The organism is Marinobacter excellens LAMA 842 (assembly GCF_001574445.1).
Taxonomy (GTDB): Bacteria; Pseudomonadota; Gammaproteobacteria; order Pseudomonadales; family Oleiphilaceae; genus Marinobacter; species Marinobacter shengliensis.
This window is the reverse complement of the sequence record NZ_LOCO01000006.1, coordinates 177,398-198,506: the sequence shown is the minus strand read 5'-3', so window position 1 is coordinate 198,506 and position 21,109 is coordinate 177,398. Positions and strand designations below refer to the sequence as shown.

Sequence of the window (21,109 nt, the reverse complement as noted above, 5' to 3'; positions counted from 1 at the left end):
TGAGTTAATCGTCTGATTACCCAGAGAAATCAGAGCCCACTCCTTTCAGACCATGCCTCATAGATCCGCTTGTCCCATTTGCTCTGGAAATAGGCGATAGCGGCTTTTTGATCGTCCCTGGAGAGCTCGTCTGCGAAGGCCGGCATTTTCCCACCCATGGGGGCGCCACCTTGACTAATTGTACCCATCAGCGTGTCGAAGGAATGGTGCCAGGCATGACCTGTTCCGTTGAGCGGTGGCGGCGGGTAAGAGCCATCCTTCAGAGTCTTTTTCCAATTGAAAGCGCCTTGGGCATTGCCGCCATGGCAGCTTGCGCAGTTGTCGTCGAACACCACTGCGCCGCGCTCGACCTCAGCCTGTGTGTACCAGCGGTCATCCACCGTCTGTTTACCGCAGCCGCTGATTAGTGCGACTGCAAGAACGCCTACTGAGATAGTTGCCCCATGCATCATTCTTGTTCCTCGATTTGCTTGCGCCTCAAATTCCTCAATTGCGGAATAAAACGGGGAGTTCTGGCTGCATAGGCCCGCCAATCGGAGCCGAACGCTTTTTCTGTTTCACGCTCCTCGTGAATAGACAGGCGCGAGTACATCCACACCAGCACCGGGAACATGGCCAGCGTCAGCAGCGTTGGCCACTGCAGCAGAAAACCGAACATGATGAGCACGAAGCCGGAATACTGGGGGTGGCGAACGTGGGCATACAGGCCGGTTGTGGCCAACTGCCCTGCCTTTTGCGCGGCATACAGGGTACGCCAGCCAGCCGCAATCAGATAAAACCCGAGGCCAATAAACACTGTGCTCAAGAGATGAAACGGCCCAAAGTGTGGGGAACCCTTCCAACCAAACAGCATTTCCAGCAAGTGGCCACTGTCGTGAGCCAACCAGTTCACGTCGGGATACTGGCTCTGCAGCCAGCCGGAGAGGAAGTAGAGCGTCAGCGGGAACCCGTACATCTCGGTGAACAGTGCCACCAGAAACGCGCTGAAAGCACCAAACGAACGCCAGTCCCGGCGGGTCTGCGGTTTGAAAAAACTGAAGGCGAAGAATATGAAAATCGCCGAATTCAGCACCACTAGGCTCCAAAGGCCATAATCCGATGCACCATCAGTCATCACGCTGCTCTCCACTCTTTCCCGGTTGCTCTGCCTGGTGGTTATGTCCTCCATGTCCTCCGTGCCCTCCGTGCATAAAAATATGGATCAGCGGACAAGCAAGCAGTATCAGCCAGGGCAAGGCGCCAAGCAGATGAACCTTGTGTTCTCCCCAGAGTAAAACCAGTGCGATAACGGCAAACATTGCCAAGGTAATTTTAAAGCGTCGATCCATGAGCGGTTCCTTTGCGAAAAAGCCAGTGTCAGAACAGGGTACTAATGGGCCTCAAGGGATATCTGATGGCCTATGCCGCTCAGCGCGATCTCATCAACCACATCGAGGGATTCCGGGTCGAGCACCCAAAGCTTGTTCTCTGCCCGACTGGTCACCAGTAGCTGGCCATCGTAGGGAGAGACCGCAAGATGATAGGGCGCAGGAGCCAGCGGCCTGGTGTGGCGGGCGCCGCTGGCTAGCTCAATCCGGACCACCTGGTTGCCGCCCTGGCTGGTGGCATAGAGGGTCTGGCCATCTGCGCTCAAGCCAACGCCATGGGGCGCCTCCCCAACCTCGTACCGGTTCGCCACCGCGCCTTTGGCAAGCTCAAGGACAAGAACCTGGCCGGATGCAGCATCATTCACGTAGAGCCGCTGGTTGCCGGGGGCAAGCACCATATGCTCTGGGTTGCCGCCAACTCGCAAATTGCGCTCGACGAACCAGTGCTCGGTATCCACTTCGCTGACCGTGCCATTACCGGTATTGCTGACCAGAAGGGATTGGCCGTCGTCGGTTTGCACCAGATAGTTGGGGGCCGGCCCCGTCGCCACAGTTTTGACCAACTGACCGGAATCCAGATCCACAACGCTGATACTGCCACGGGCAGGATGCGTGGAAACGGCATAGCGACCGTTGGAAGTCACCAGCACATGGTGCACCGGCCCCGGCACTTCCAGTTTGCGGTCAATCGTCTTTGTGGCCGTGTTCACCAAATAGAGCAGCCCGGTACTCCCTGCTTCCAATTCAGTAGACTGCCCGCCCCCATGATGAGCGGCGTGTTCATCTTCTGAAACGCCTTCGGGGCGACTAACCGGCTCCTGACGATCATGCGCCGACAAACTACCCACCACCAGATGCCGGCCATCCGGGGTCAGTGCCGAACCGTGGGTATTCAGGGTGCCGCCAATGGACGACGTCACCTTGCGGTTTTCCAGATCAATAACGCCGACGGCATCCGCTGTGCCCATGGGAACAAATGCCCGGTTTGTGTCTGCGGCCACCATCAGCGAAAAACTCATAGCGACACTGGCCGTAATTCCAGCAATCCACTGCTTGCGCAACGAATGGTTCATAGCGTGCCCTTTTTGGTCAGAGGGTTTCAGTAAGATCTCCTCGCCCGGTAAGCAAGATCCCGAACAGGCATGGTCATTACTTGGCAGTCCATCACACCAAGCTGAAACAGGCCTGAAAACAGTTGCGAAACATGCATTCGTTTGACCAGAATCAAGGTGGAACGATTCACAATGACCATGGACGACCAATGCAAGACGTGCCCCAGGAAAACCAGCGAACAACCAAAACCCACGCCGACCAGCTCAACCGGCAGTGTTACTGCATCACCCTTGACCGAAAAGCGCTCACTGACAGCCTCCAGAAGCAGTTTTCAGACACTGGGAACGAGGCGCCGGCCACTCCCGAGATCCATCATTTCTTTTCAAACACGCCGGTTTTTGTTCCCCAGGCTGACATCGCGACGATGGAGCGGATTGTTCAGGCGATCGAATCCGCAGCCGAGCTTCCGCCCTATAAGGAAAAAGCTCTGTCCTGGGCGCCGGACATCGCCGGTTTTGATCCAGGCCCCATCGGGGCGTTCATGGGCTACGACTTTCACCTGGGCGAGAACGGGCCTCAGCTGATCGAAATCAACACCAACGCCGGCGGCGCATTTCTGAACACGGTATTGGCCCGGGCTCAACACCGATGCTGTGACCCGTCCCAGCAGACCGCTGGCACCAACCGTGCATTGGATGGGTTCGAGGACGCGGTGTTTGCCATGTTCCAGCAGGAGTGGCAACGGCAAGGTGGCGACTCGACACCCGGTTGCCTGGCCATTGTGGACGATGCCCCAGAATCCCAGTTTATGTTCCCGGAATTCCAACTGGCCCAGCAGTTATTCCAGGCCAGAGGCATAGAGACCTTGATCCTCGACCCATCGGAGCTTGAGTATGTTGATGGTGCCCTGAGCGCCCACGGCAAGCCTATTGACATGGTGTACAACCGCCTGGTGGATTTTGCCTTGGAGGCCCCGGCTCTTGGGGCGCTGAGGCGCGCCTACCTCGACGGCGCGGCGGTCGTCACGCCCAATCCACGCGCCCATGCGCTGATGGCCGACAAACGGAACCTGATTCTGCTATCTGATGCCCAAACCCTGCGCGACTGGGGCCTGAGTGAAACCGAGGCAGGATTTCTGGATAGAGCTGTACCGAAGACCCGGCTGGTTTCAGCAAGTGATGAGGCGGAGTTGTGGAGCAACCGGCGTAAACTGTTTTTCAAACCGGTAGCGGGCCATGGCAGCAAGGGCGTCTATCGGGGCGAAAAACTAACCCGCCGCGTTTTCGAAGAGATCCTGAAGGGTGATTACATCGCGCAGAACTTCGTTCCCGCCGGAGAACGCACCCTGAGAGTGGATGGCACGGTCACCACCAGAAAGGTCGATATCCGTTTGTACACCTATGCCGGGCAACATCTGCTTGCCGCTGCCCGTGTGTACCAGGGCCAGGCCACCAACTTTCGAACGCCGGGAGGTGGCTTTGCGCCCGTCTTTGAGGTGTGAAGGTGAGCCTCAATTGGAAACATTCAAAGGGATTAAGCCGTCAGCAAAAGTGCTCGGATCTCATAGATCCTGCATTCGGCCAACCTGACGAGCCAGTCTCATCGACTCATTTTCCTCCATCGCCAAAAGAGATTCGAACAGCTCTTTTGCTTCTGGAATTTCGGCTTTTCCAATCAGCGTTTTGTAGAGATCAATAATCTGATCATGAAAGTCGAACACTTCCCGGCAGATACCATCAAAATCAAGCTTCGCGTAAGGCTCGTCGCAGGTTCGATGAGTTTTGATCGGATTATGGGACAGGTAGTCGTACACCCGAGTTTCCAGTGCCTTCTTATCCCCTTGGTGCTCAAACTCGTTCACGATCCGCTCTATGTCCGATTCATGAGCTGCCAGATAATCCAAAAGCGCACGGGCCCGTTCTTCCTCGTGCTTTGTTGCGCAATGGGACAGACAGCTCGCCAGATGTGAGTGCAGATCGCGCGTCCAGTCGATCAGTTGTCCAAAAGTCTTTATATCCATATCTTTTTTCCTTTTTTCTTCTCCATAATATGACTGACATCAAATAGGTATCCCGTCGTCAAATGAGGAGTCCTATTTGCATTTCCAGTGTTCAGTTGGGCTATGCGCTCGCCTGGCTAATTCGCTAATCCATTGCAAACCGCAGGCACTGCAGCAAATCGACGCCTCTACCGGCTTCAGATCGATTCCACAACCTCAGAGAGCATATCCCTGACCTTCCCGGCAACCTGCTTGAGCTCGTCATTATCGATGGCGCTCATGGAAGCCAATGGATCCACTGCACTTACCTCAATGCCCTCCGAAACCTCACGAAGAATAACGTTGCAAGGCAGCATGGCACCCACGCGAGGCTCCACACCGATGGCTTCCCAGGCCATGCCAGGATTGCAGGCCCCGAGAATCCGATAAGCCGACATGTCCTTGTCCAGCTTTTTCTTCATGGTGGCTTTGACATCAATTTCCGTCAGTATCCCGAAACCGTGGTCGGTAAGGGCCTGGCGCGCTCTTTGATCTACGCCCTCGAAATCTGCATCTTTGATAATTCGATTGATCGTGTATGACATGGCTATCTCCAATGACTCGGAAGTTCATTGTTTATTGATTGAGCTTCACCACCCTCAAACGCAGCGCATTCACTATCACGCTGACTGAGGACAGCGACATGGCGGCCGCTGCAAAAATCGGCGAAAGCAGTATGCCGAAAAACGGATACAGAACTCCTGCCGCAATAGGAACGCCAGCAGAGTTGTATATAAATGCAAAAAACAGGTTCTGCCGGATATTGCGCATGGTCGCCAGAGACAAACGGCGCGCTTCCACAATACCCATCAAATCGCCGCGCAGCAGGGTAATGCCGGCGCTTTCAATGGCCACATCGGTGCCGGTGCCCATGGCCACACCGACATCCGCCGTTGCCAGTGCAGGCGCATCGTTTACGCCGTCACCCGCCATCACGACAACACGGCCTTCGTCTTTCAGACGCTGGACGATCTTGCCCTTATCTTCCGGCAGGACTTCCGCTTCCACTTCGTCAATATGCAGTTTACGGGCAACTGCCTCGGCTGAGGTGCGGTTATCGCCGGTCAGCATGACCACTCGGATGCCATCTTTTTGCAGGGCGGTAATTGCGGCTTCGGTGGTTTCTTTTACTGGATCGGCGATGGCAAGCAAACCGGCCACTTTGCCATCTACGGCCGCGAAAATAACAGTCGCCCCATCTTGGCGGAGCTGGTCGGCTTCGCTTTCAAAGTCCGCCGTATCCACATTTTCCGCCTCCATCAACAGCCGGTTTCCGAGCAATACCCGCCGTCCGTCGATCCTGCCAGTGACACCCTTGCCATTAGGTGAATCAAAGTCTCCCGCATCCGGTAGTTTCAAGCCCATGGTCTTGGCTTTATCGAGAATGGCGTGGGCCAACGGATGCTCACTGCCCTTCTCCAGGCCGCCGGCGAATCGCATGAGCTCTTCCTCACTGATCCCCTCAGCGGGCACCAGCCTGGTCACCTGGGGTTTACCTTCAGTCAGAGTGCCCGTCTTATCCACCACTACAGTGTCCACTTTCTCCATGCGCTCCAGTGCCTCGGCATCACGGATCAGCACACCGCTCTGCGCACCCCGCCCAACGCCGACCATAATCGACATAGGCGTTGCCAGGCCCAAAGCGCAGGGACAGGCAATAATCAGTACGCTCACAGCGGCAATTAACCCGAAGGCCATGGGCGGTGCTGGCCCAAAGAATGACCAGGCGATAAAGGCGATAATGGCAATTACGATCACAGCGGGCACAAACCAGCCTGCTACTTTGTCGGCCAGCCCCTGAATCGGTGCGCGGCTTCGCTGGGCGCTGGCGACCATCTGCACGATCTGGGACAGCATGGTATCGCGGCCAACCTTGTCGGCACGCATGATAAAACTACCCTGCTGGTTGATGCTGCCGCCGATCACCTGATCGCCGGATTTCTTGCTGACCGCCAGCGGCTCACCGGTCACCATGGACTCATCCACGTTGGAGCTGCCTTCAAGGACCTCGCCGTCCAGCGGCACCTTGTCGCCGGGGCGCACCCGCAGACGGTCACCGACCTTTACCTGATCCAGCGATACATCCGACTCACCGCCATCATCGTCCAGTTTTCTGGCGGTGGCGGGCGCCAGGTCAAGCAGAGCCTTGATGGCACCGGAGGTTTTCTCCCGGGCCCGTAACTCCAACACCTGCCCCAGCAGCACCAACACCACGATGACCGCTGCCGCCTCAAAATACACTGCCACCGAGCCATCGTCCTGCCGGAAGGCGCCCGGGAATACCTGGGGTGCAAGTGTGGCTACCAGGCTATAGATCAGCGCTACGCCGGTGCCAATGGCAATCAACGTGAACATGTTCAAATTTCGACTGACCACGGATTTCCAGCCCCGGACGAAGAAGGGCCAGCCGCACCAGAGCACCACCGGCGTTGCCAGCACTAACTGAATCCAGTTGGACATCTGAGGAGCAACAATATGGTCAAGCCCGGTCAGGTGCCCGCCCATTTCCAGCACCAGGACCGGCAATGTCAGAACCAGGCCAATCCAGAACCGGCGGGTCATGTCCTTGAGTTCTGCCGACGGCCCGTCGTCCAGGCTCACCTGCTCTGGCTCCAGGGCCATCCCACAAATGGGGCAGTCCCCCGGGCCTTGCTGGCGAATTTCCGGATGCATGGGGCAGGTATACATGGTGCCCGGCGCTACCGGCTCTTGCTGCTTCTTTTCCTCACCGAGGTACTGTTCCGGGTCTTCGTCAAACTTGGTCTGGCAGCGTGACGAGCAGAAGTACCAGGTTTTGCCACCGTGTTCGCTACGGTGCTCTGCCGAGTGGGGATCTACCGACATGCCGCAAACCGGATCCTTCACTGCGTGCTCCTCGGCAGCTTTTTGATCATGACTGTGGTTATGACTGTCATGGTGATGGGCGTGATGATGCTCAGCCATTCTGATCTCCTGTTTTATCGGCGGGCCAGTCTGCAAATGCAATGAAATACAGCAGAACCAGATTGACGATAGGGATCAGTATCAGTACACCCATCCACCCCGGATACCCCGTGCGCTGGCAAATACGCCAGGCCGGAATGACGACCACAATGGCAATCACCAGCATCCACAGCCAGTGGCCTGCCCACATGGTGTTCCCGAACATGTTATCTCCCATCATGGCAATAGCCTCACTTCCTGATTCTGGTTAATGGTGACGATGCGCGTGACTCTCTTCCTGTTTCGCTTGCGCGGATTCCGGCGATCTTTTCAGGAAAATCTGCTCGGAAACTGCAAGCACAATCATGGTGACCACTGCCACACCAATGACGAACGGGTCCGTATTCAGTTTTACCCAGACAAAGCCGCCAAGCACCAGCAGATCCAACAGGATGGCTGTCGCCGGTACCCACACATTGGACTTCACGTCCTCACGCAGGTAGCGCAAAACGCCCCAATGGATGGCAATGTCCATGATCAGGTAAAAAATGATGCCTAGCGCTGCAATCCGGGAGAGGTCAAAGAAGGCCGTCAGAATCAGCCCCAGGACCACGGTGTAGACCAGCGTGTGCTTTTGGATACTGCCCGGCATACCGAAATGACGATGCGGAACCAGCTTCATTTCGGTCAGCATGGCCAACATGCGCGAAACGGCGAATATGCTTGCGAGGATGCCACCCGCGGTGGCCATCATGGCAATGGCGACGGTGAACCAGACCGCATACTCTCCCAATGCCGGGCGTGCTGCGGCAGCAAGCGAATAGTCCTGCGTTTCGATGATTTCAGCCAGCGACAGGTTGCTGGCCACAGCAAAACCAACCAGGGTGTAAATCACCACGCAGGCCGCGATGGAAATAATGATGGCTCGCCCTACATTTCGCTTGGGATCTATTACTTCGGAGCCGCTGTTAGTGATCGTGGTGAAGCCCTTGAAGGCGAGTATGCCAAGTGCTGTCGCACCCAAGAAATTACCCGTTGCTCCGGCTTCGCCCGCGCTTGAAAAGTCGACCGACAGACTATCGGCAACCCAGACACCCACCAGCCCGAAGACCAGAATGCCGCCAATTTTCAGAATGCCGATGAACGAGGCCACCCCCTGAATCATCCGGTTACCCAGCAGATTGATCAGAAACGCGGCCAGGATCAGAGAGACGCCAAGAATGGGCACCATGCGGCCGCTGTCATCACCGCCGAACAGCTGCATGGTGTAGGAACCGAAGGTACGCGCTAGAAAGCTCTGGGCAATCACCATCGAGAAATACATCAGCAAAGCGTTAAACGCCGTCGGCAGGCGGTTGCCGTAGGCTTTGTGAAGGTACATGCCAATGCCCCCGGCTGACGGGTAGGCATTGGATATTTTGATGTAGGAATAAGCGCTGAAGCTGACGATTACCGCCGCGGCCAGAAACGCCAGCGGGAAAAGCACGCCGGTCATCTGTGCCATCTGCCCGGTCAACGCAAAGATACCGGCGCCAATCATGACGCCGGTACCCAGCATGACTGTCCCTGGTAAAGTGAGACTGCCCTCCTGGTAGCGGGTGGTTCGATCTTCCTCCCTGTTCATTCAACCTCCTGTTATTTTTTCATGGGTGGAATCTTGGAACAGCAGAACGGCTCATGCTTGGCATTTGCCCGAACGTTGTCGTCGGTAACCCGGTACCAGGCCAATTTGCGCCGGGTCCACCATCCGGTTTTCAATCGGCCACCGTAAGCCTTGATCAGTTCCAGTAATTCATCGACGGACCAGTGGGTTCCGTCGTACGTCACCTGCAATGTGCCATTCGGCTTACGCTCGGCGAAATCAACGCAGGGGTGGTGATTAAGATCGTGGATGAGCCCATCCCACTGATCCTCTCCAAGCCCCTCGACGGCCATTTTTCGGCGCAACAAAAACTGCTCCTGATTGGTTGCTTTGTGTGCTTTGGTCATGGGGTGACACCTCTCTTCCTGATGACTTCTCCCTGTATCAAAACACTTCAATCTGAACTGCGACTGAAAATGGACACAGACTTTCGGTGGATTTGAGTTACATCAAATCATAGACGAAAAAGGGCCGTGGGTTTCCCCATGGCCCATCAGCATCAGAATGCGATTCGAGCGCCGATCACGGCAAACCAGTCTTCTGTCCCACCGCCTTCAGCTTTCGTAAAATCGGCTGTATCGCCGTACTTGCGCTCATGCACCACGCCCACGTAGGGAGAGAACGCACGATCGATCAGGTCATACCTCAACCGAAGGCCAGTTTCGGTGGAAACCAATCCCTTTCCGACTCCGATTTCTTCATCCTCGCTAAACGCAACAGTGGCATCCAGCGTTGCGGCCAGGATCCAGTGGTTCGTGAACAGCAACTCGTACTCTGCGTCAAGTTGGGCTGACGTATCGCCATCTTTGCTCACATAAAGGTTCGCATCGATCTCAAACCACTGAGGCGCCAACCCTGCTATGCCCAATACCGCGTAGGTCCGATCCGGACCCTCGGGGGTATCGAATCGAACACCTGCCTTGGCATCAAAGAACTTGGAGATGGGCACTTGGCCTACAAGCTGGTTTTCCAGCGTTTCGTAGGCCTTTTCCTCAATCGCATACTCGCCTTTTGTCAGCCACCGGACTTTCAGATCGTCGGTACCGTAGAAGGCATCTGCATTCCAGACACCCAACTCCTCATCGTCGTCGCTGTAGCGGTATTCAAATTCCTCGAACTGAACGCCCCAGGTTGTGAGCGGCTGTTTGCGAGCGGTGGTGTCGGAGATCATTTCCTGAGCTGTCACCGCCGCTGAGAATCCAATGGAGGCAAGAAAACTGACAGCAACAAGTGATCGAATAGATCTCATGCATCACCTCCTTCCGCGGTTGTTGCGTCCGACTTTGCTTGAGTCGACTCGGGGCCACCCTCAACAATCACTTTGCGGAACATACCGGCCGCCGCGTGATAGGACAGGTGGCAGTGGAAAGCCCACTGGCCAGGCTCGTCCACCTCGGTTTCCATATACACCGTCGTGCCCGGCTGGACGCTGATCGTGTGTTTGATCGGGTTCCACTGACCAGCGCCAACATCGAGGATGGACCACATGCCATGCAAGTGCATGGGGTGCGTCATCATGGTTTCATTGACGAACTTGAAGCGAACGCGCTCACCGTATTTCAGGCGAATGGGGTCAGCGTCCTCGTACTTCACGCCGTTAATACTCCAGGTGTACCGTTCCATGTTGCCAGTCAAACGAAGCTCGACTTCCCGCGTCGGTTCGCGGTCTTCATACAGTGGGTCCTGAGCCTTAAGGTCTGCGTAAGACAGGAACTTGCCGCCATTGGCTGCCGTGGGCACAAGGCCGCTTCCCTTGGCATAGAAGGGATCGCTTGGGCCTTCTTTTCCCATCGCCATGGAACCATGGTCCATGCCGGACATGCTCGAATGATCCATGCCTTCCATATTCGACGGGTCCATTCCTTCCATTGAGGAGTGATCCATGCCCGGCATCTCTTCTGAGCTATTCATATCCATGTTGCCATGATCCATGCCAGCCATATTGCCGTGGTCCATGCCGGGCATACCGCCCATATCCGCCATAGTCAGACGGGCAGGCTCGCGCAGTTGCGGCACGGCGGCTTCCATACCCTCTTCAGGGGCCAATGTGGCTCTCGCATAGCCTGAGCGTCCCATGGATTCGGCAAAGATGGTGTAGGCCTGTGCATCCTTCGGACGCACGATGACATCGTAGGTTTCCGCCACACCAATCCGGAACTCGTCTACATTGACAGGCTGAACGTTGTTGCCGTCGGCCTGGACAACGGTCATATCGAGACCGGGGATCCGAATGTCGAAGTAGGTCATCGCAGAGGAGTTGATAAACCGAAGCCGGATCCGCTCGCCGGGCTCAAAAAGTCCGGTCCAGTTCTGGGCCGGCCCTTTGCCGTTGATCAGGCCGGTAAAACCTTGGAGGTCCTCAACATCCGCTTTCATCATACGCATGTCACCCCAGGCCATACGGTCACTGACGGTGTTCATCAGGCCGTTTTCGGACACGTCCGAGAAGAACTCGCCCACGGTCTGCTGCTCGCGGTTGTAGTAATCGGGCATCATCTTCAGGTTGCGCATGATGCGGTCGCCGGAGTGCGGATGCTTGTCAGTGAGCTGCACCACGTATTCGCGGTTGTAACGGAACGGCTCACGGCCTTTAGGCTCAATCACAATGGAACCATAAGCGCCATCTGGCTCCTGGAAACCAGAGTGGCTGTGGAACCAGTAGGTGCCCGCCTGCTGGATCGGAAACTCGTAAGTAAAGGTTTCACCCGGCTTGATACCCGGAAAGCTGATGCCTGGCACACCGTCCTGATCAAAGGGAAGGATCAGGCCGTGCCAGTGGATTGATGTCATCTCATCCAGGTTGTTGGTCACATTGATCTTGACGTTTTCGCCTTCCTTGAAGCGCATCACCGGTCCAGGGGATTTTCCGTTGTATCCAATGCCCTCCTTAACGAAATCACCGGTGTCAATTTCAACTCGGTCGACCGTCAGGTCGTATTCTCCGGCCAAAACCATTACCGGCATCAACAGGCTCAGAAGCCCCGTCAGTAGACGTGTTTTCATCTGTTTTACTCCAAACTGCACTTCGTTGAAGCTGGGCTGGGAAACTTTCGCCAACCCTTGCATTCGCATGCTCTTCAGCACACCAAGTCACTCAAAGTTAACGTCACCGTACATGCCAGCCTGGTAATGGCCCGGCACATTGCAGGCAAACTCAATATCGCCCTTTTCCGTAAACTTCCAGACAACTTCCTTACTTTTACCCGGTTCCAGCAACACGCTGTTCGGGTCGTCGTGTTTCATGGAATGCCCGTTGCCCATATCCATGTTCATCATGTGCTGATTGAGCTTGCCGCCCTGAATCACGCCATGCTCGACCATCATCATCATTTCCTTTTGATGGCCTTCATGCATGGAAGGCGTACCAATGTTGAACTCGTGGACCAGGCTGCCTTCGTTCTTGACAACAAAGCGTACGGTTTCGCCGGGTTCAACATTGATTTCTTCCGGTTCGTAGTAGTTGTCATACATTTCGACGGTAATAGTGCGCGAGGCTTCTGATGCCTTGCCCGGTTCGCCACTGCTGGCGCCGTGGCCACCGCCATGGGCACCAGCGGCGAGGGTCACTGCCGACATCGACATGGCAGCGGCTGCAACAATCAATTTGGATGCGTTCATCTTGTCTTCTCCTTTGCGATACTAGCCGGCACTACCGGCGTTGGTTAGCCCTGAACTGGGAGCAATGCCAAAATACGAGTGACACCATCGCGCACTAACCTGAATTCTTGCTGAAAATACCCAACTCTTTTGTCGTTCAGTCTGAATTCAGGTTAATGGGCGACACTGTTCGCCGACTTGGCTCACGAAAAGGACAGACCGATGCGATTACTGCTCGTTGAAGATGACCGTTTGCTGGCTGATGGATTGAGCGGCCAGCTCGAAAAGGCGGGATTCAGCGTTGATACGACCTACACGGCCAGAGAAGCCATGGTTCTGGGAGAACAGGAGAATTATCGAGCTGTTATCCTTGATCTTGGCCTCCCCGATGGCAACGGTCTGGACATCCTGCGAAAGTGGAGAAGAAATCGTATCGCCTTTCCGGTGCTCATCCTGACCGCTCGTGGAGACTGGCACGACAAGGTGGAAGGGCTCAAAGCGGGGGCCGATGACTATTTGGCGAAACCCTTTCAGACCGAAGAACTGATCGCCCGCCTGAATGCCATTGTGCGTCGAAGCGAAGGCCGAATTCACTCGATGGTCAAAGCCGGACGCTATGAGTTGGACGAAAATCGCCAGAGCCTTAAGTCGGACGATGGCACTGAACACAGTTTGACCGGCACTGAATTTCGCCTTCTACGGTGCCTGATGAGCCGCCCGGGCCATGTGTTTTCGAAAGAGCAGTTAATGGAACAGCTCTACAACCTGAACGACACCCCGAATGAGAACGTGATCGAAGCTTACATTCGCAGATTACGAAAACTGGTTGGCAACGACGCCATCTCAACCCGTCGCGGCCAGGGGTACCTGTTCAATGACACTGTTTAGAAAGCCCACATCCGTCAAGGGCACCCTGCTGGTACTGCTGTTGCCTGCGGGCATCGCTCTGATGGGGCTGGCCTGGCTGGTTCATGGTCTGCTGCTGGACCGCATGTCACGGGAATTCGTAGAAACACGCCTAAAGGATGAAGTTGCTTTCCTGGAACACCAAATCCGTGATTCTGGCGGTAAGCTGGATAGTCTCCAGACCGGTGATTACTTTCAGGAAGTCTTCCACCACGCCTTTGCCATCCACGCTCCTTCCAAAACCATCCTGTCACCAGATTCCTGGGGGCCGGTACTGAGGTCGATGATCGAATCCGGGCAGGACGGAACCCTTCGTGTACAGGGGTTGGAAAGTGCCGGGGCGCCGGAGGATATTCTTGCGTATCGCAAAACATTTCGCCTGGGCGAGACCCCCATCGTAGTGATTGTGTCGGAGGATCTGGGCGCACTAAAACGCAGCCAGGCCGAGCTGCATGCCTGGACCGCCATCGTCTCCGTATTGCTGATTCTGCTTCTGGTTGCGGTGATCTGGTTCGGAATCAACCTGTCCATGCGGCCCGTTGTCGAGCTGAAGGCCACATTAAAAAGGCTCCAGGACGGCGAGGTTTCGCGGATTCATGTGCAGGCGCCCGAGGAATTTCGCCCGCTGGTTCAACAACTCAACCAGCTACTCGATTCCTTGGATCAGCGCCTGGAACGTTCCAGGGATGCGCTGGCTAACCTGTCTCACAGCGTCAAGACTCCCATTGCAGCCGTCCGGCAGGTACTTGAGGACACGAGCCGCCCGCTTCCCAATGAACTCCGGCTCCAGATGACGGCGAGACTCAACGACATCGACAAACAGCTTGAAGCCGAAATGCGACGAAGTCGTTTTGCCGGACCACAGGTCGGGAAAAGCGCCTACCCACTGAAACAGGCACGGGATCTGCTCTGGATGCTGGGGCGACTGTACCCGGAAAAATCCTTTGAACTGTCGAGCTCTCTGCCAGAGGACGTCCGCTGGCCGATTGAGGAGCACGACCTGAATGAAATTATGGGTAATCTTCTGGACAACGCTGGCAAATGGTCAGAACGGTGCGTGGAGCTGTCATTGGCGCAACACTCCGGAACACTGCACATAGGTGTTATCGACGATGGGCCGGGCGTTGCTGACGCCGAAATCGGCAAGCTGGGTCAACGGGGATTGCGGCTGGACGAGCAGACACCGGGCCATGGCCTCGGGCTCGCCATAGTTCGGGAAATCGTCGAACGCTACGGAGGAACCCTTCACTTTACGGCCGCTAAGAAAAGCGGTTTGTGCGCGACAATCGACATTCCCACTGAGATATCTGTGGCCAATCAGTAACCCGGCCACCTCGGATGTAATTCATCGATCACATACCGATGAGAATGTTCTGGCCCGGACTCTACTCTGTGCGGATGATTTCTGGGCAGGTCGGCGTGACTGTGTGCTATCACGAGCGGATCATCAGCAGGCCAAAGTCGTATCGCAGCGAACATGAAAGCGAGCCCCAGGGTCGCCAGCACAATCAACGTTAGTTGAATGCCTGCACTCGATCCCAACCACCCCGCCAGTGGATAGGCGAACAGCCAGCCTGCATGGGATAAGGAAAACTGAGCAGCGAAAAGAGCCGGCCGATCTTCGCCGTGAGAGGATTGGGTAAGCAGCCGGCCAATCGGCGTCTGCACTGTTGAGAAACCTGTGCCAAGGAAGACCCACACTGGCAACAACGTTTCAATCGAATCGGCAAACAGGGCCGCTCCCAGGCCACCGAGTAACACCCACGCCCCTGTCAGCATGACCGGGCGATCCTTCCATCGTTTGAGCAGTGTGGGCAACGCGATGGCCGCAAGCATGGAGCCGCCGCCAAAAGCGGCAAACGCCATGGCGGTGTGCTGCTCCGTCAGGCCGAAGCTGCCACGCACAATCACGACAGTGTTCACAATCACCATCGAGCCAGCCATGCTGACCACGACGTTCAATGCCATCAGGCCTCTAAGACGTGGCGTAGCAAAGAAGATGCGGAACCCCCGGCGCGCCCGCTCAAAAACCCCACGACGTTTTTGGGGTGCAGAACCGGATGGCAAAACCACAGACACCACCAGGAATGCAGACGCAATGAAACCCACGACCGTGCCGGAGAGCAGCGCCTGCCAACTGGTCGCCAGCAGGATTAACCCAGCCAAAGCCGGGCTCACCAGATTCTCAAGATCATAGGCGAGACGAGAAAGAGACAAGGCTTTGGTGTAGTCGTCCTCGTTCGGGAGCGTGTCCGGAATGGTGGACTGAAATGTAGGGGTGAACGCGGCAGACGCGGACTGAAGTACCGCAATTAGGACATACACCTCCCAGATTTCCGAAACGAACGGTAACGCCAGGGCGGTAGCCGCTCGCACCAGATCCAGCGACACCAGCATCATCCGGCGGGGCATTCTCTCGGCAAGCGCTGAGGCCAGCGGTGCGATCAGCACATAGGCCACCATTTTTATGGCCATCGCGGTGCCCAACACCTGGCCTGCGTCCTTCCCTGCCAAATCAAACGCCAGCAGGCTCAAGGCCACCGTCGCCAATCCAGTTCCCAGAAGGGCCACCACCTGAGCGAAAAACAGATGGCGATAGATTCGGTGCTGGAGAATCCCTAACATTGGTCAGCCTAGCTCAGAGATAACGTGCAATCGCCTTGAATTCATCAACCCGCCTTTGCTGCTCAGGCTCCAGCGCTCCAATCGCGTCGTCCAGGCAATGCTCGATATGATCCTGTACCAGCACACGTTTGGCCTGCTGGATGGCTCTCTCTACCGCATGAAGCTGTTGCGCAAGCTCCAGGCAGGGCTTTTCCTGTTCGATCATGTTGATCACGCTCTGAAGGTGCCCGTTGGCCCGCTTAAGGCGTTTCACGATCTCTGGATGCGACTGATGTTTGTATTCATTAGCCATTCTTCATTCCTATCCCCCCTAGGGGGATGCTATCCTTAACCAGTCTTCGAATCCAATTGCCAGTCGACATCGCCACACTTATGGTCACAGCGATCCAGGGTAAAAATCTGCTTCAAATGCTCGTCATGCTGTTCGCATTGATAGGCATGTCGTTGTCGGTTATCGGCGAAGCCTCTTCACATGGTGTTGCTGAACTCGCTGCCCCGACCACACTGGATCAAGAAAGCCACCCACACAGCCATGACAGTGGTGGTGAAGACTCTGAGAATCACATTCACCATGACACTGGCAACCATACCCATGAAACCATGGGTCACCTGACCAACCGACTGCTCGCCAGCCAGTCGATGTCACTCCGGCAGATTATTCCATTTGCCGCAGACTCCCCTCGCAGTTTTCGTTACCGGCTCGATCGCCCCCCGAAAGACTCCATGACGTTCTGATATTCGCTGCGAAGCAGCTTTTGTAATCAAATCTATTGGAGTCACTATGTTGTCAAATCTCTTTGACGGCCATTGGCGCGCGCATGTCGGCGCCGGCGGACACCGTCTGTTATGGATGATCCTGACCATTGGCCTGTTGGGCATGAGTACTGACGTGCTCGCCCACGCGGTTGCCCAGGGAGACAAGGGGTACATTCAGGAAATCACCGGTATAAACCTCATTGCGTTCACTTACCTCGGGGCCAAACACATGGTCACCGGTTATGACCACCTGCTGTTCCTGCTAGGCGTCATCTTTTTCCTCTATCGCATGCAGCACATCGCGATCTACGTGAGCCTGTTCGCTCTGGGACATTCCACAACGATGCTGTTAGGTGTCTACTTCAACGTCGGCATCAACAGCTACCTCATTGACGCGATTATTGGCCTGTCCATTGTGTACAAGGCATTGGACAACATTGGCGCCTACCAACGCTGGTTCGGATTCCAGCCCAACACCAAGGCCGCAACTCTGATATTCGGGTTCTTCCACGGCTTTGGGCTCTCGACCAAGATCATCGAATACGACATCTCACCGGACGGGCTGATACCCAACCTTCTTGCATTCAACGTAGGCGTCGAAATCGGTCAGCTCGTTGCGCTGGCCATGATCCTGATCCTTATGAGCTTCTGGCGCAAAACGGATGGCTTTTTTCGACACGCCTACACCGCCAACGTGGCCATGATGAGCGCGGGCTTCTTGCTCATGGGCTACCAGCTCACCGGTTATTTTGTTGCTTAATTCTGGAGACGATTTATGTACAACACAGATATGCCTTCACGCAGTGATCTGCCCAGCACCGCAAAACTGATTCGTTCCACTATCATGGCCGCGATAGTGGCATTGGTGCTGCTAGTGACTGTGGTAATGCCGGCCGAATATGCGCTGGACCCCACCGGCGCGGGTCGCCTTTTGGGCCTGACGGAAATGGGTGAAATCAAAGGCCAACTCGCGAACGAAGCCGCGGCTGACGAGACAGCGCAATTGGTCGGCGTTCAATCAGCCGGCGCAACAAAACCGCAGGAGCCAGACGCCTCCGCGACGGAAACAACCGCTGCCCCAGAACCAGTCGCCGAGCAGACAATCAAGGAGGAGCCTCTTCCTGAACCCGCCCAAGAACCACTATGGCAGGACGAAGTCCGCGTTGTCCTGGCTCCAGGAGAGGGTACCGAGTTCAAACTCACCATGAAGGAAGACGCCGTCGCGCGATTCTCATGGACCTCTGAGGGCGGCCCGATCAACTTCGATACCCACGGTGATGGCAGCGGTCAATCCATTTCCTATGAGAAAGGCCGTGGCGTTCCAGAAGATAAGGGAGAATTGGTGGCGGCATTCACGGGCAACCACGGCTGGTTTTTCCGCAACCGTAACGATAACGACATCACGCTGGTGCTCCGTACCGGGGGTGACTATGGTGAGCTGAAGAAGGCAATGTAAGGGAGTGCCCCTGATCATTCATCGCATGCACCAAGTCTGTCGAAAACAGACAAACTCGGTGCATCGATTACGATCAGCGATGGAAGACCAACTTGCCTCGGCCCATGCTTCGTGGATTGCCACGCCTGTCCGAAAAGTAACGTGTTTTTCAAGCTGAATTCAGGTTCGTCTGTTTTTATAGTGGGCTGCTTGAAATCCACTTTCTGAGCTATTTTGATTTGCGCACGAGATAGGTGGCGACCAAAATCACCCAACATCCACAAACGGCGTTCATAGATGAAAGTTCTAATTGTCGAGGATAACGCGATACTCGCAGAAAAAATTTCTGGCTGGCTTGCGAAGGAACACTTTACTGTTGATGTAGCCAAAAACGGCTCAGAGGCCAATTCGTTCGTAGAAGCAAGCAGTTACCAAGCGATCGTACTCGATATCGGACTGCCCGACCAGGACGGACTTTCCTTGTTGCAGAATTGGAGAAGCAGCGGCAAACATGAAGCTATTCTTATTTTAACTGCCCGCTCCAACTGGACAGAGAGAGTTGAGGGCTTAAATGCCGGGGCAGACGATTATCTTCCAAAACCCTTCGAATTCGATGAACTAAAAGCTCGACTTAGCGCCATAATAAGAAGAAAAGACGGGCGAGCAACTGATAAGATCATCGTGGATGGCTTTCTACTTAATGCAACCTATAGAACCCTAACAACTCCCGATCACAAAGAGTTCAGACTAACCGCAACGGAGTACCGCCTTTTACAATGCTTTCTTCGCTCTCCTGACAGAGTCTTCTCGCAGGACGAACTTGTTGAAGCACTCTATAATATCGAAAGGTGCCCAACCAGAAATGTCGTTCAAGTCTACATAGCTAGGCTCAGAAAAATACTCGGGAAAAAACGAATAAAAACATTGAGAGGGCAAGGATATTTTTTTGCAAGAGATCCTCTTCAGAAAAATGCTCAAGCTTGACTTCTTTTACTGTGATTTAACTATTCTTCTTCAAGTAACAGGGTTCGCCAGATAAACGCGCTGGCCCATAAACTGGGCCAGCTTTATCAACAATTAATCATTTCGGTGAAAAATACCAAATGGATTAAAAAGATTTCGTCCAGCCGAGCCAAAACTTCGGGTCGTCCGAATTGACCGAACCAAGTGCGTTACTTGAATCGATATCAGCGTATTCGAGATTAACACTGAAAGCTCCAAAGTTCCCCGCATCTTTGGTGACATTAACAGCTGCATGCCCATAACTCGCATCACCCACAGACGCCTTGCTGTCATCAGTGAAATCATAATAACCAATCAAAACACCTGTGCTGAAATCGTCTTCCAGCGGCACATCAACAGATGCGTAATAATAGATATCGCCTTGAACGAACAGCCCCTCGCCGCTTACGTCGCTGTTTGCTGTGTAAGCCACACCAATAGATGCAATGCTGTAACTCAACTCTCCGTATATTTCGCCAAAGTCAATAGATTCAGGAGCGTCAGGGTAAGAGTAATAAATGTATCCAACATCGTAACCGATATCCTCGATTGCACCGGAGAAGCCAGCATAGAGATCAAGCTCGTAGCTCGTCCCATCGCCGAAATCCACATTGGAGCCCCAGCCGCCAACATAAAGCCCCGATGCATGCTCGTAGTCAAACCCACCTTGGGTCGCTGTTGAGCCATCTGTTTGTGTCACACCGCGAAATAAGTAATTGCTTGTTATGCCTAAATTGGCACTAACATCTGCGCTGGCAATTAACGGGACCGCTTGGAGGGTTACGAGCAAACCAACACTTAGCAAACAATCTTTAGTCGAGATACGTCTTTTCATCGTGTTTACCTTCAATTTTGACAGCTTAGTTATTTGCGTAATGAATAACGCACCTAAAAATATGCACCTTTGGTGCCAACTTTTAAATACACTTCACTATGCACGAACATTACTACATGAGGGCCCTGATAAAACAATTTCGTTAATATTTGACTATTTCATACGATAAAATGTAAAAACCCAATTTTTACATTGCACAACGATAGTGCAATTGCAAATAAATGCACCAAGTAGAAGCGAAGCTTTGAAAAAACAGGGATTAAAATAAAATTATTTATAACGTTAACATTGGAGATTAGAGATTGAGTATGATTATCTGAGAGTAATATAGAGGAGGGTGTTATTTGGTCATAAAAACTACTGTAAAGAAAAAACTCTCTTGGTTGTAGTAGAAAATGCTAATCGCTAACTTTTTGCATTCTGCACTGCTTTTGAGTTTTATTGACTTAAAGCGCCCCTTACTCCGGTTTTGGAGTAAAACGTATTATTAAATGAATACTGGAGCCCCGCAATTTCCAGCTTGGCCCCAGATAAATAATGATAAAATTTAATCTTTTTTCAAGAGGTCTCCAATCAACTCTTTCATCACTCTATGTTCTTCCTTCAGTTTTTTGACGGTCTCGCTCTCTTCCACACGATACTGGGAGGAACGTTCATCTATGCTCTTATTAGGATAGCTTCTTGCCTCGTTGTATCTGTCCGCTTGCCCTCCTGCGAGGGCTATTGAAGCACCACTTGCCAGGAAAGAAGCTACTAGAATCATGGATACTTTCTTCATAAAACGGCTCCGATATTTATTTCAATTAGACCAGCGAAATTCAATGGCCTCAGATCCTTATTAGAACATCGAAACTTTAAACACACTTGAAAATCTGTGCTGATGAAACGTTTTTTTCAGCGTTTACCCCTAGCTCAAAAGCCATTCAGGTCG

24 protein-coding genes are annotated in these 21,109 nt (G+C 54.1%); 7 read left to right on the top strand and 17 right to left on the bottom strand.

Annotated elements, in window-relative coordinates; all coding sequences use genetic code 11:
* Nucleotides 1-29 precede the first annotated feature (29 nt).
* The 4 genes from J122_RS07990 to J122_RS07975 are packed head-to-tail and all read right to left on the bottom strand — an operon-like array spanning nucleotide 30 to nucleotide 2,440.
* Nucleotides 30-452, bottom strand: a complete 423-nt coding sequence (locus J122_RS07990) for a c-type cytochrome (RefSeq protein WP_022990666.1) — start codon at nucleotides 450-452, stop codon at nucleotides 30-32.
* Nucleotides 449-1,114, bottom strand: coding sequence for an isoprenylcysteine carboxylmethyltransferase family protein (locus J122_RS07985; protein ID WP_058092341.1), 666 nt, complete (start codon nucleotides 1,112-1,114; stop codon nucleotides 449-451). The genes J122_RS07990 and J122_RS07985 overlap by 4 nt, the downstream gene beginning before the upstream one ends.
* On the bottom strand, nucleotides 1,107-1,328 hold the full coding sequence (locus tag J122_RS07980) for a DUF2933 domain-containing protein (RefSeq protein WP_061331757.1): 222 nt from the start codon (nucleotides 1,326-1,328) through the stop codon (nucleotides 1,107-1,109). Before J122_RS07980 ends, J122_RS07985 begins: the two co-directional genes overlap by 8 nt.
* 41 nt (nucleotides 1,329-1,369) lie before the next feature.
* Nucleotides 1,370-2,440 carry a YncE family protein gene (locus J122_RS07975; protein ID WP_061331756.1) on the bottom strand — a complete coding sequence of 357 codons (1,071 nt, stop codon included), beginning with the start codon at nucleotides 2,438-2,440 and terminating at the stop codon, nucleotides 1,370-1,372.
* 188 nt (nucleotides 2,441-2,628) lie between these two features.
* Between J122_RS07975 and J122_RS07970 the strand changes: the two genes are divergently transcribed.
* Nucleotides 2,629-3,921, top strand: coding sequence for a hypothetical protein (locus J122_RS07970; protein ID WP_061331755.1), 1,293 nt, complete (start codon nucleotides 2,629-2,631; stop codon nucleotides 3,919-3,921).
* Between the two features lie 60 nt (nucleotides 3,922-3,981).
* On the opposite strand, the gene J122_RS07965 is transcribed toward J122_RS07970, so the two are convergent.
* The 9 genes from J122_RS07965 to J122_RS07925 all read right to left on the bottom strand — a co-directional run bounded on the left by J122_RS07965 (nucleotide 3,982) and on the right by J122_RS07925 (nucleotide 12,640).
* Nucleotides 3,982-4,440 carry a hypothetical protein gene (locus J122_RS07965; RefSeq protein WP_058092336.1) on the bottom strand — a complete coding sequence of 153 codons (459 nt, stop codon included), beginning with the start codon at nucleotides 4,438-4,440 and terminating at the stop codon, nucleotides 3,982-3,984.
* 176 nt (nucleotides 4,441-4,616) lie between these two features.
* The gene (locus tag J122_RS07960) at nucleotides 4,617-5,003 is read right to left on the bottom strand and encodes a DUF302 domain-containing protein (RefSeq protein ID WP_061331754.1); all 387 of its coding nucleotides are present in this window, start codon (nucleotides 5,001-5,003) and stop codon (nucleotides 4,617-4,619) included.
* A 31-nt stretch (nucleotides 5,004-5,034) separates the two neighbouring features.
* Nucleotides 5,035-7,401, bottom strand: coding sequence for a heavy metal translocating P-type ATPase (locus tag J122_RS07955; RefSeq protein ID WP_061331753.1), 2,367 nt, complete (start codon nucleotides 7,399-7,401; stop codon nucleotides 5,035-5,037).
* Nucleotides 7,394-7,621, bottom strand: a complete 228-nt coding sequence (locus J122_RS07950) for a hypothetical protein (RefSeq protein WP_022990675.1) — start codon at nucleotides 7,619-7,621, stop codon at nucleotides 7,394-7,396. Before J122_RS07950 ends, J122_RS07955 begins: the two co-directional genes overlap by 8 nt.
* A gap of 27 nt (nucleotides 7,622-7,648) precedes the next feature.
* Nucleotides 7,649-9,004: an APC family permease gene (locus tag J122_RS07945; protein ID WP_082780531.1), complete on the bottom strand. Its 1,356-nt coding sequence runs from the start codon at nucleotides 9,002-9,004 to the stop codon at nucleotides 7,649-7,651.
* Between the two features lie 11 nt (nucleotides 9,005-9,015).
* The gene (locus J122_RS07940; protein ID WP_061331752.1) at nucleotides 9,016-9,369 is read right to left on the bottom strand and encodes a hypothetical protein; all 354 of its coding nucleotides are present in this window, start codon (nucleotides 9,367-9,369) and stop codon (nucleotides 9,016-9,018) included.
* Between the two features lie 152 nt (nucleotides 9,370-9,521).
* Nucleotides 9,522-10,271 (bottom strand): copper resistance protein B, encoded by a 750-nt coding sequence (locus tag J122_RS07935; protein WP_061331751.1) that lies wholly within the window; start codon nucleotides 10,269-10,271, stop codon nucleotides 9,522-9,524.
* Nucleotides 10,268-12,025 (bottom strand): copper resistance system multicopper oxidase, encoded by a 1,758-nt coding sequence (locus J122_RS07930; protein ID WP_061331780.1) that lies wholly within the window; start codon nucleotides 12,023-12,025, stop codon nucleotides 10,268-10,270. Before J122_RS07930 ends, J122_RS07935 begins: the two co-directional genes overlap by 4 nt.
* 87 nt (nucleotides 12,026-12,112) lie before the next feature.
* Nucleotides 12,113-12,640, bottom strand: a complete 528-nt coding sequence (locus tag J122_RS07925; protein WP_061331750.1) for a cupredoxin domain-containing protein — start codon at nucleotides 12,638-12,640, stop codon at nucleotides 12,113-12,115.
* Between the two features lie 201 nt (nucleotides 12,641-12,841).
* On the opposite strand from J122_RS07925, the gene J122_RS07920 reads away from it, so the two are divergent.
* Entirely contained in the window at nucleotides 12,842-13,507 is a 666-nt protein-coding gene (locus J122_RS07920; RefSeq protein ID WP_061331749.1) for a response regulator transcription factor, read from the top strand.
* Nucleotides 13,494-14,849 carry an ATP-binding protein gene (locus tag J122_RS07915; RefSeq protein ID WP_061331748.1) on the top strand — a complete coding sequence of 452 codons (1,356 nt, stop codon included), beginning with the start codon at nucleotides 13,494-13,496 and terminating at the stop codon, nucleotides 14,847-14,849. The genes J122_RS07920 and J122_RS07915 overlap by 14 nt, the downstream gene beginning before the upstream one ends.
* Here J122_RS07915 and J122_RS07910 read toward each other — a convergent pair.
* Nucleotides 14,843-16,150, bottom strand: a complete 1,308-nt coding sequence (locus J122_RS07910) for an MFS transporter (RefSeq protein WP_061331747.1) — start codon at nucleotides 16,148-16,150, stop codon at nucleotides 14,843-14,845. The two genes, J122_RS07915 and J122_RS07910, sit on opposite strands and share 7 nt — an antisense overlap.
* A gap of 13 nt (nucleotides 16,151-16,163) precedes the next feature.
* Nucleotides 16,164-16,442 carry a metal-sensing transcriptional repressor gene (locus J122_RS07905; RefSeq protein ID WP_061331746.1) on the bottom strand — a complete coding sequence of 93 codons (279 nt, stop codon included), beginning with the start codon at nucleotides 16,440-16,442 and terminating at the stop codon, nucleotides 16,164-16,166.
* 116 nt (nucleotides 16,443-16,558) lie between these two features.
* Here J122_RS07905 and J122_RS07900 point away from each other — a divergent pair, with 116 nt between their 5' ends.
* From J122_RS07900 to J122_RS07885, 4 genes are all read left to right on the top strand, one after another.
* The gene (locus J122_RS07900) at nucleotides 16,559-16,885 is read left to right on the top strand and encodes a hypothetical protein (protein ID WP_227510127.1); all 327 of its coding nucleotides are present in this window, start codon (nucleotides 16,559-16,561) and stop codon (nucleotides 16,883-16,885) included.
* A gap of 115 nt (nucleotides 16,886-17,000) precedes the next feature.
* On the top strand, nucleotides 17,001-17,666 hold the full coding sequence (locus tag J122_RS07895; protein WP_227510136.1) for a HupE/UreJ family protein: 666 nt from the start codon (nucleotides 17,001-17,003) through the stop codon (nucleotides 17,664-17,666).
* A 15-nt stretch (nucleotides 17,667-17,681) separates the two neighbouring features.
* Nucleotides 17,682-18,362: a hypothetical protein gene (locus tag J122_RS07890; protein WP_061331744.1), complete on the top strand. Its 681-nt coding sequence runs from the start codon at nucleotides 17,682-17,684 to the stop codon at nucleotides 18,360-18,362.
* Nucleotides 18,363-18,638: 276 nt separating this feature from the next.
* Nucleotides 18,639-19,325: a response regulator transcription factor gene (locus J122_RS07885; RefSeq protein WP_061331743.1), complete on the top strand. Its 687-nt coding sequence runs from the start codon at nucleotides 18,639-18,641 to the stop codon at nucleotides 19,323-19,325.
* 124 nt (nucleotides 19,326-19,449) lie between these two features.
* On the opposite strand, the gene J122_RS07880 is transcribed toward J122_RS07885, so the two are convergent.
* Nucleotides 19,450-20,178 carry a TorF family putative porin gene (locus tag J122_RS07880; protein ID WP_061331742.1) on the bottom strand — a complete coding sequence of 243 codons (729 nt, stop codon included), beginning with the start codon at nucleotides 20,176-20,178 and terminating at the stop codon, nucleotides 19,450-19,452.
* 547 nt (nucleotides 20,179-20,725) lie between these two features.
* Nucleotides 20,726-20,956 carry a hypothetical protein gene (locus J122_RS07875; RefSeq protein WP_061331741.1) on the bottom strand — a complete coding sequence of 77 codons (231 nt, stop codon included), beginning with the start codon at nucleotides 20,954-20,956 and terminating at the stop codon, nucleotides 20,726-20,728.
* Between the last annotated feature and the right edge of the window lie 153 nt (nucleotides 20,957-21,109).

Coding starts and splice junctions, on each gene's coding strand:
- J122_RS07990 (WP_022990666.1), bottom strand. CDS start 452: ATGATGCATGGGGCAACTATCTCAGTAGGCGTTCTTGCAGTCGCACTA.
- J122_RS07985 (WP_058092341.1), bottom strand. CDS start 1,114: ATGACTGATGGTGCATCGGATTATGGCCTTTGGAGCCTAGTGGTGCTG.
- J122_RS07980 (WP_061331757.1), bottom strand. CDS start 1,328: ATGGATCGACGCTTTAAAATTACCTTGGCAATGTTTGCCGTTATCGCA.
- J122_RS07975 (WP_061331756.1), bottom strand. CDS start 2,440: ATGAACCATTCGTTGCGCAAGCAGTGGATTGCTGGAATTACGGCCAGT.
- J122_RS07970 (WP_061331755.1), top strand. CDS start 2,629: ATGCAAGACGTGCCCCAGGAAAACCAGCGAACAACCAAAACCCACGCC.
- J122_RS07965 (WP_058092336.1), bottom strand. CDS start 4,440: ATGGATATAAAGACTTTTGGACAACTGATCGACTGGACGCGCGATCTG.
- J122_RS07960 (WP_061331754.1), bottom strand. CDS start 5,003: ATGTCATACACGATCAATCGAATTATCAAAGATGCAGATTTCGAGGGC.
- J122_RS07955 (WP_061331753.1), bottom strand. CDS start 7,401: ATGGCTGAGCATCATCACGCCCATCACCATGACAGTCATAACCACAGT.
- J122_RS07950 (WP_022990675.1), bottom strand. CDS start 7,621: ATGATGGGAGATAACATGTTCGGGAACACCATGTGGGCAGGCCACTGG.
- J122_RS07945 (WP_082780531.1), bottom strand. CDS start 9,004: ATGAACAGGGAGGAAGATCGAACCACCCGCTACCAGGAGGGCAGTCTC.
- J122_RS07940 (WP_061331752.1), bottom strand. CDS start 9,369: ATGACCAAAGCACACAAAGCAACCAATCAGGAGCAGTTTTTGTTGCGC.
- J122_RS07935 (WP_061331751.1), bottom strand. CDS start 10,271: ATGAGATCTATTCGATCACTTGTTGCTGTCAGTTTTCTTGCCTCCATT.
- J122_RS07930 (WP_061331780.1), bottom strand. CDS start 12,025: ATGAAAACACGTCTACTGACGGGGCTTCTGAGCCTGTTGATGCCGGTA.
- J122_RS07925 (WP_061331750.1), bottom strand. CDS start 12,640: ATGAACGCATCCAAATTGATTGTTGCAGCCGCTGCCATGTCGATGTCG.
- J122_RS07920 (WP_061331749.1), top strand. CDS start 12,842: ATGCGATTACTGCTCGTTGAAGATGACCGTTTGCTGGCTGATGGATTG.
- J122_RS07915 (WP_061331748.1), top strand. CDS start 13,494: ATGACACTGTTTAGAAAGCCCACATCCGTCAAGGGCACCCTGCTGGTA.
- J122_RS07910 (WP_061331747.1), bottom strand. CDS start 16,150: ATGTTAGGGATTCTCCAGCACCGAATCTATCGCCATCTGTTTTTCGCT.
- J122_RS07905 (WP_061331746.1), bottom strand. CDS start 16,442: ATGGCTAATGAATACAAACATCAGTCGCATCCAGAGATCGTGAAACGC.
- J122_RS07900 (WP_227510127.1), top strand. CDS start 16,559: ATGCTCGTCATGCTGTTCGCATTGATAGGCATGTCGTTGTCGGTTATC.
- J122_RS07895 (WP_227510136.1), top strand. CDS start 17,001: ATGATCCTGACCATTGGCCTGTTGGGCATGAGTACTGACGTGCTCGCC.
- J122_RS07890 (WP_061331744.1), top strand. CDS start 17,682: ATGTACAACACAGATATGCCTTCACGCAGTGATCTGCCCAGCACCGCA.
- J122_RS07885 (WP_061331743.1), top strand. CDS start 18,639: ATGAAAGTTCTAATTGTCGAGGATAACGCGATACTCGCAGAAAAAATT.
- J122_RS07880 (WP_061331742.1), bottom strand. CDS start 20,178: ATGAAAAGACGTATCTCGACTAAAGATTGTTTGCTAAGTGTTGGTTTG.
- J122_RS07875 (WP_061331741.1), bottom strand. CDS start 20,956: ATGAAGAAAGTATCCATGATTCTAGTAGCTTCTTTCCTGGCAAGTGGT.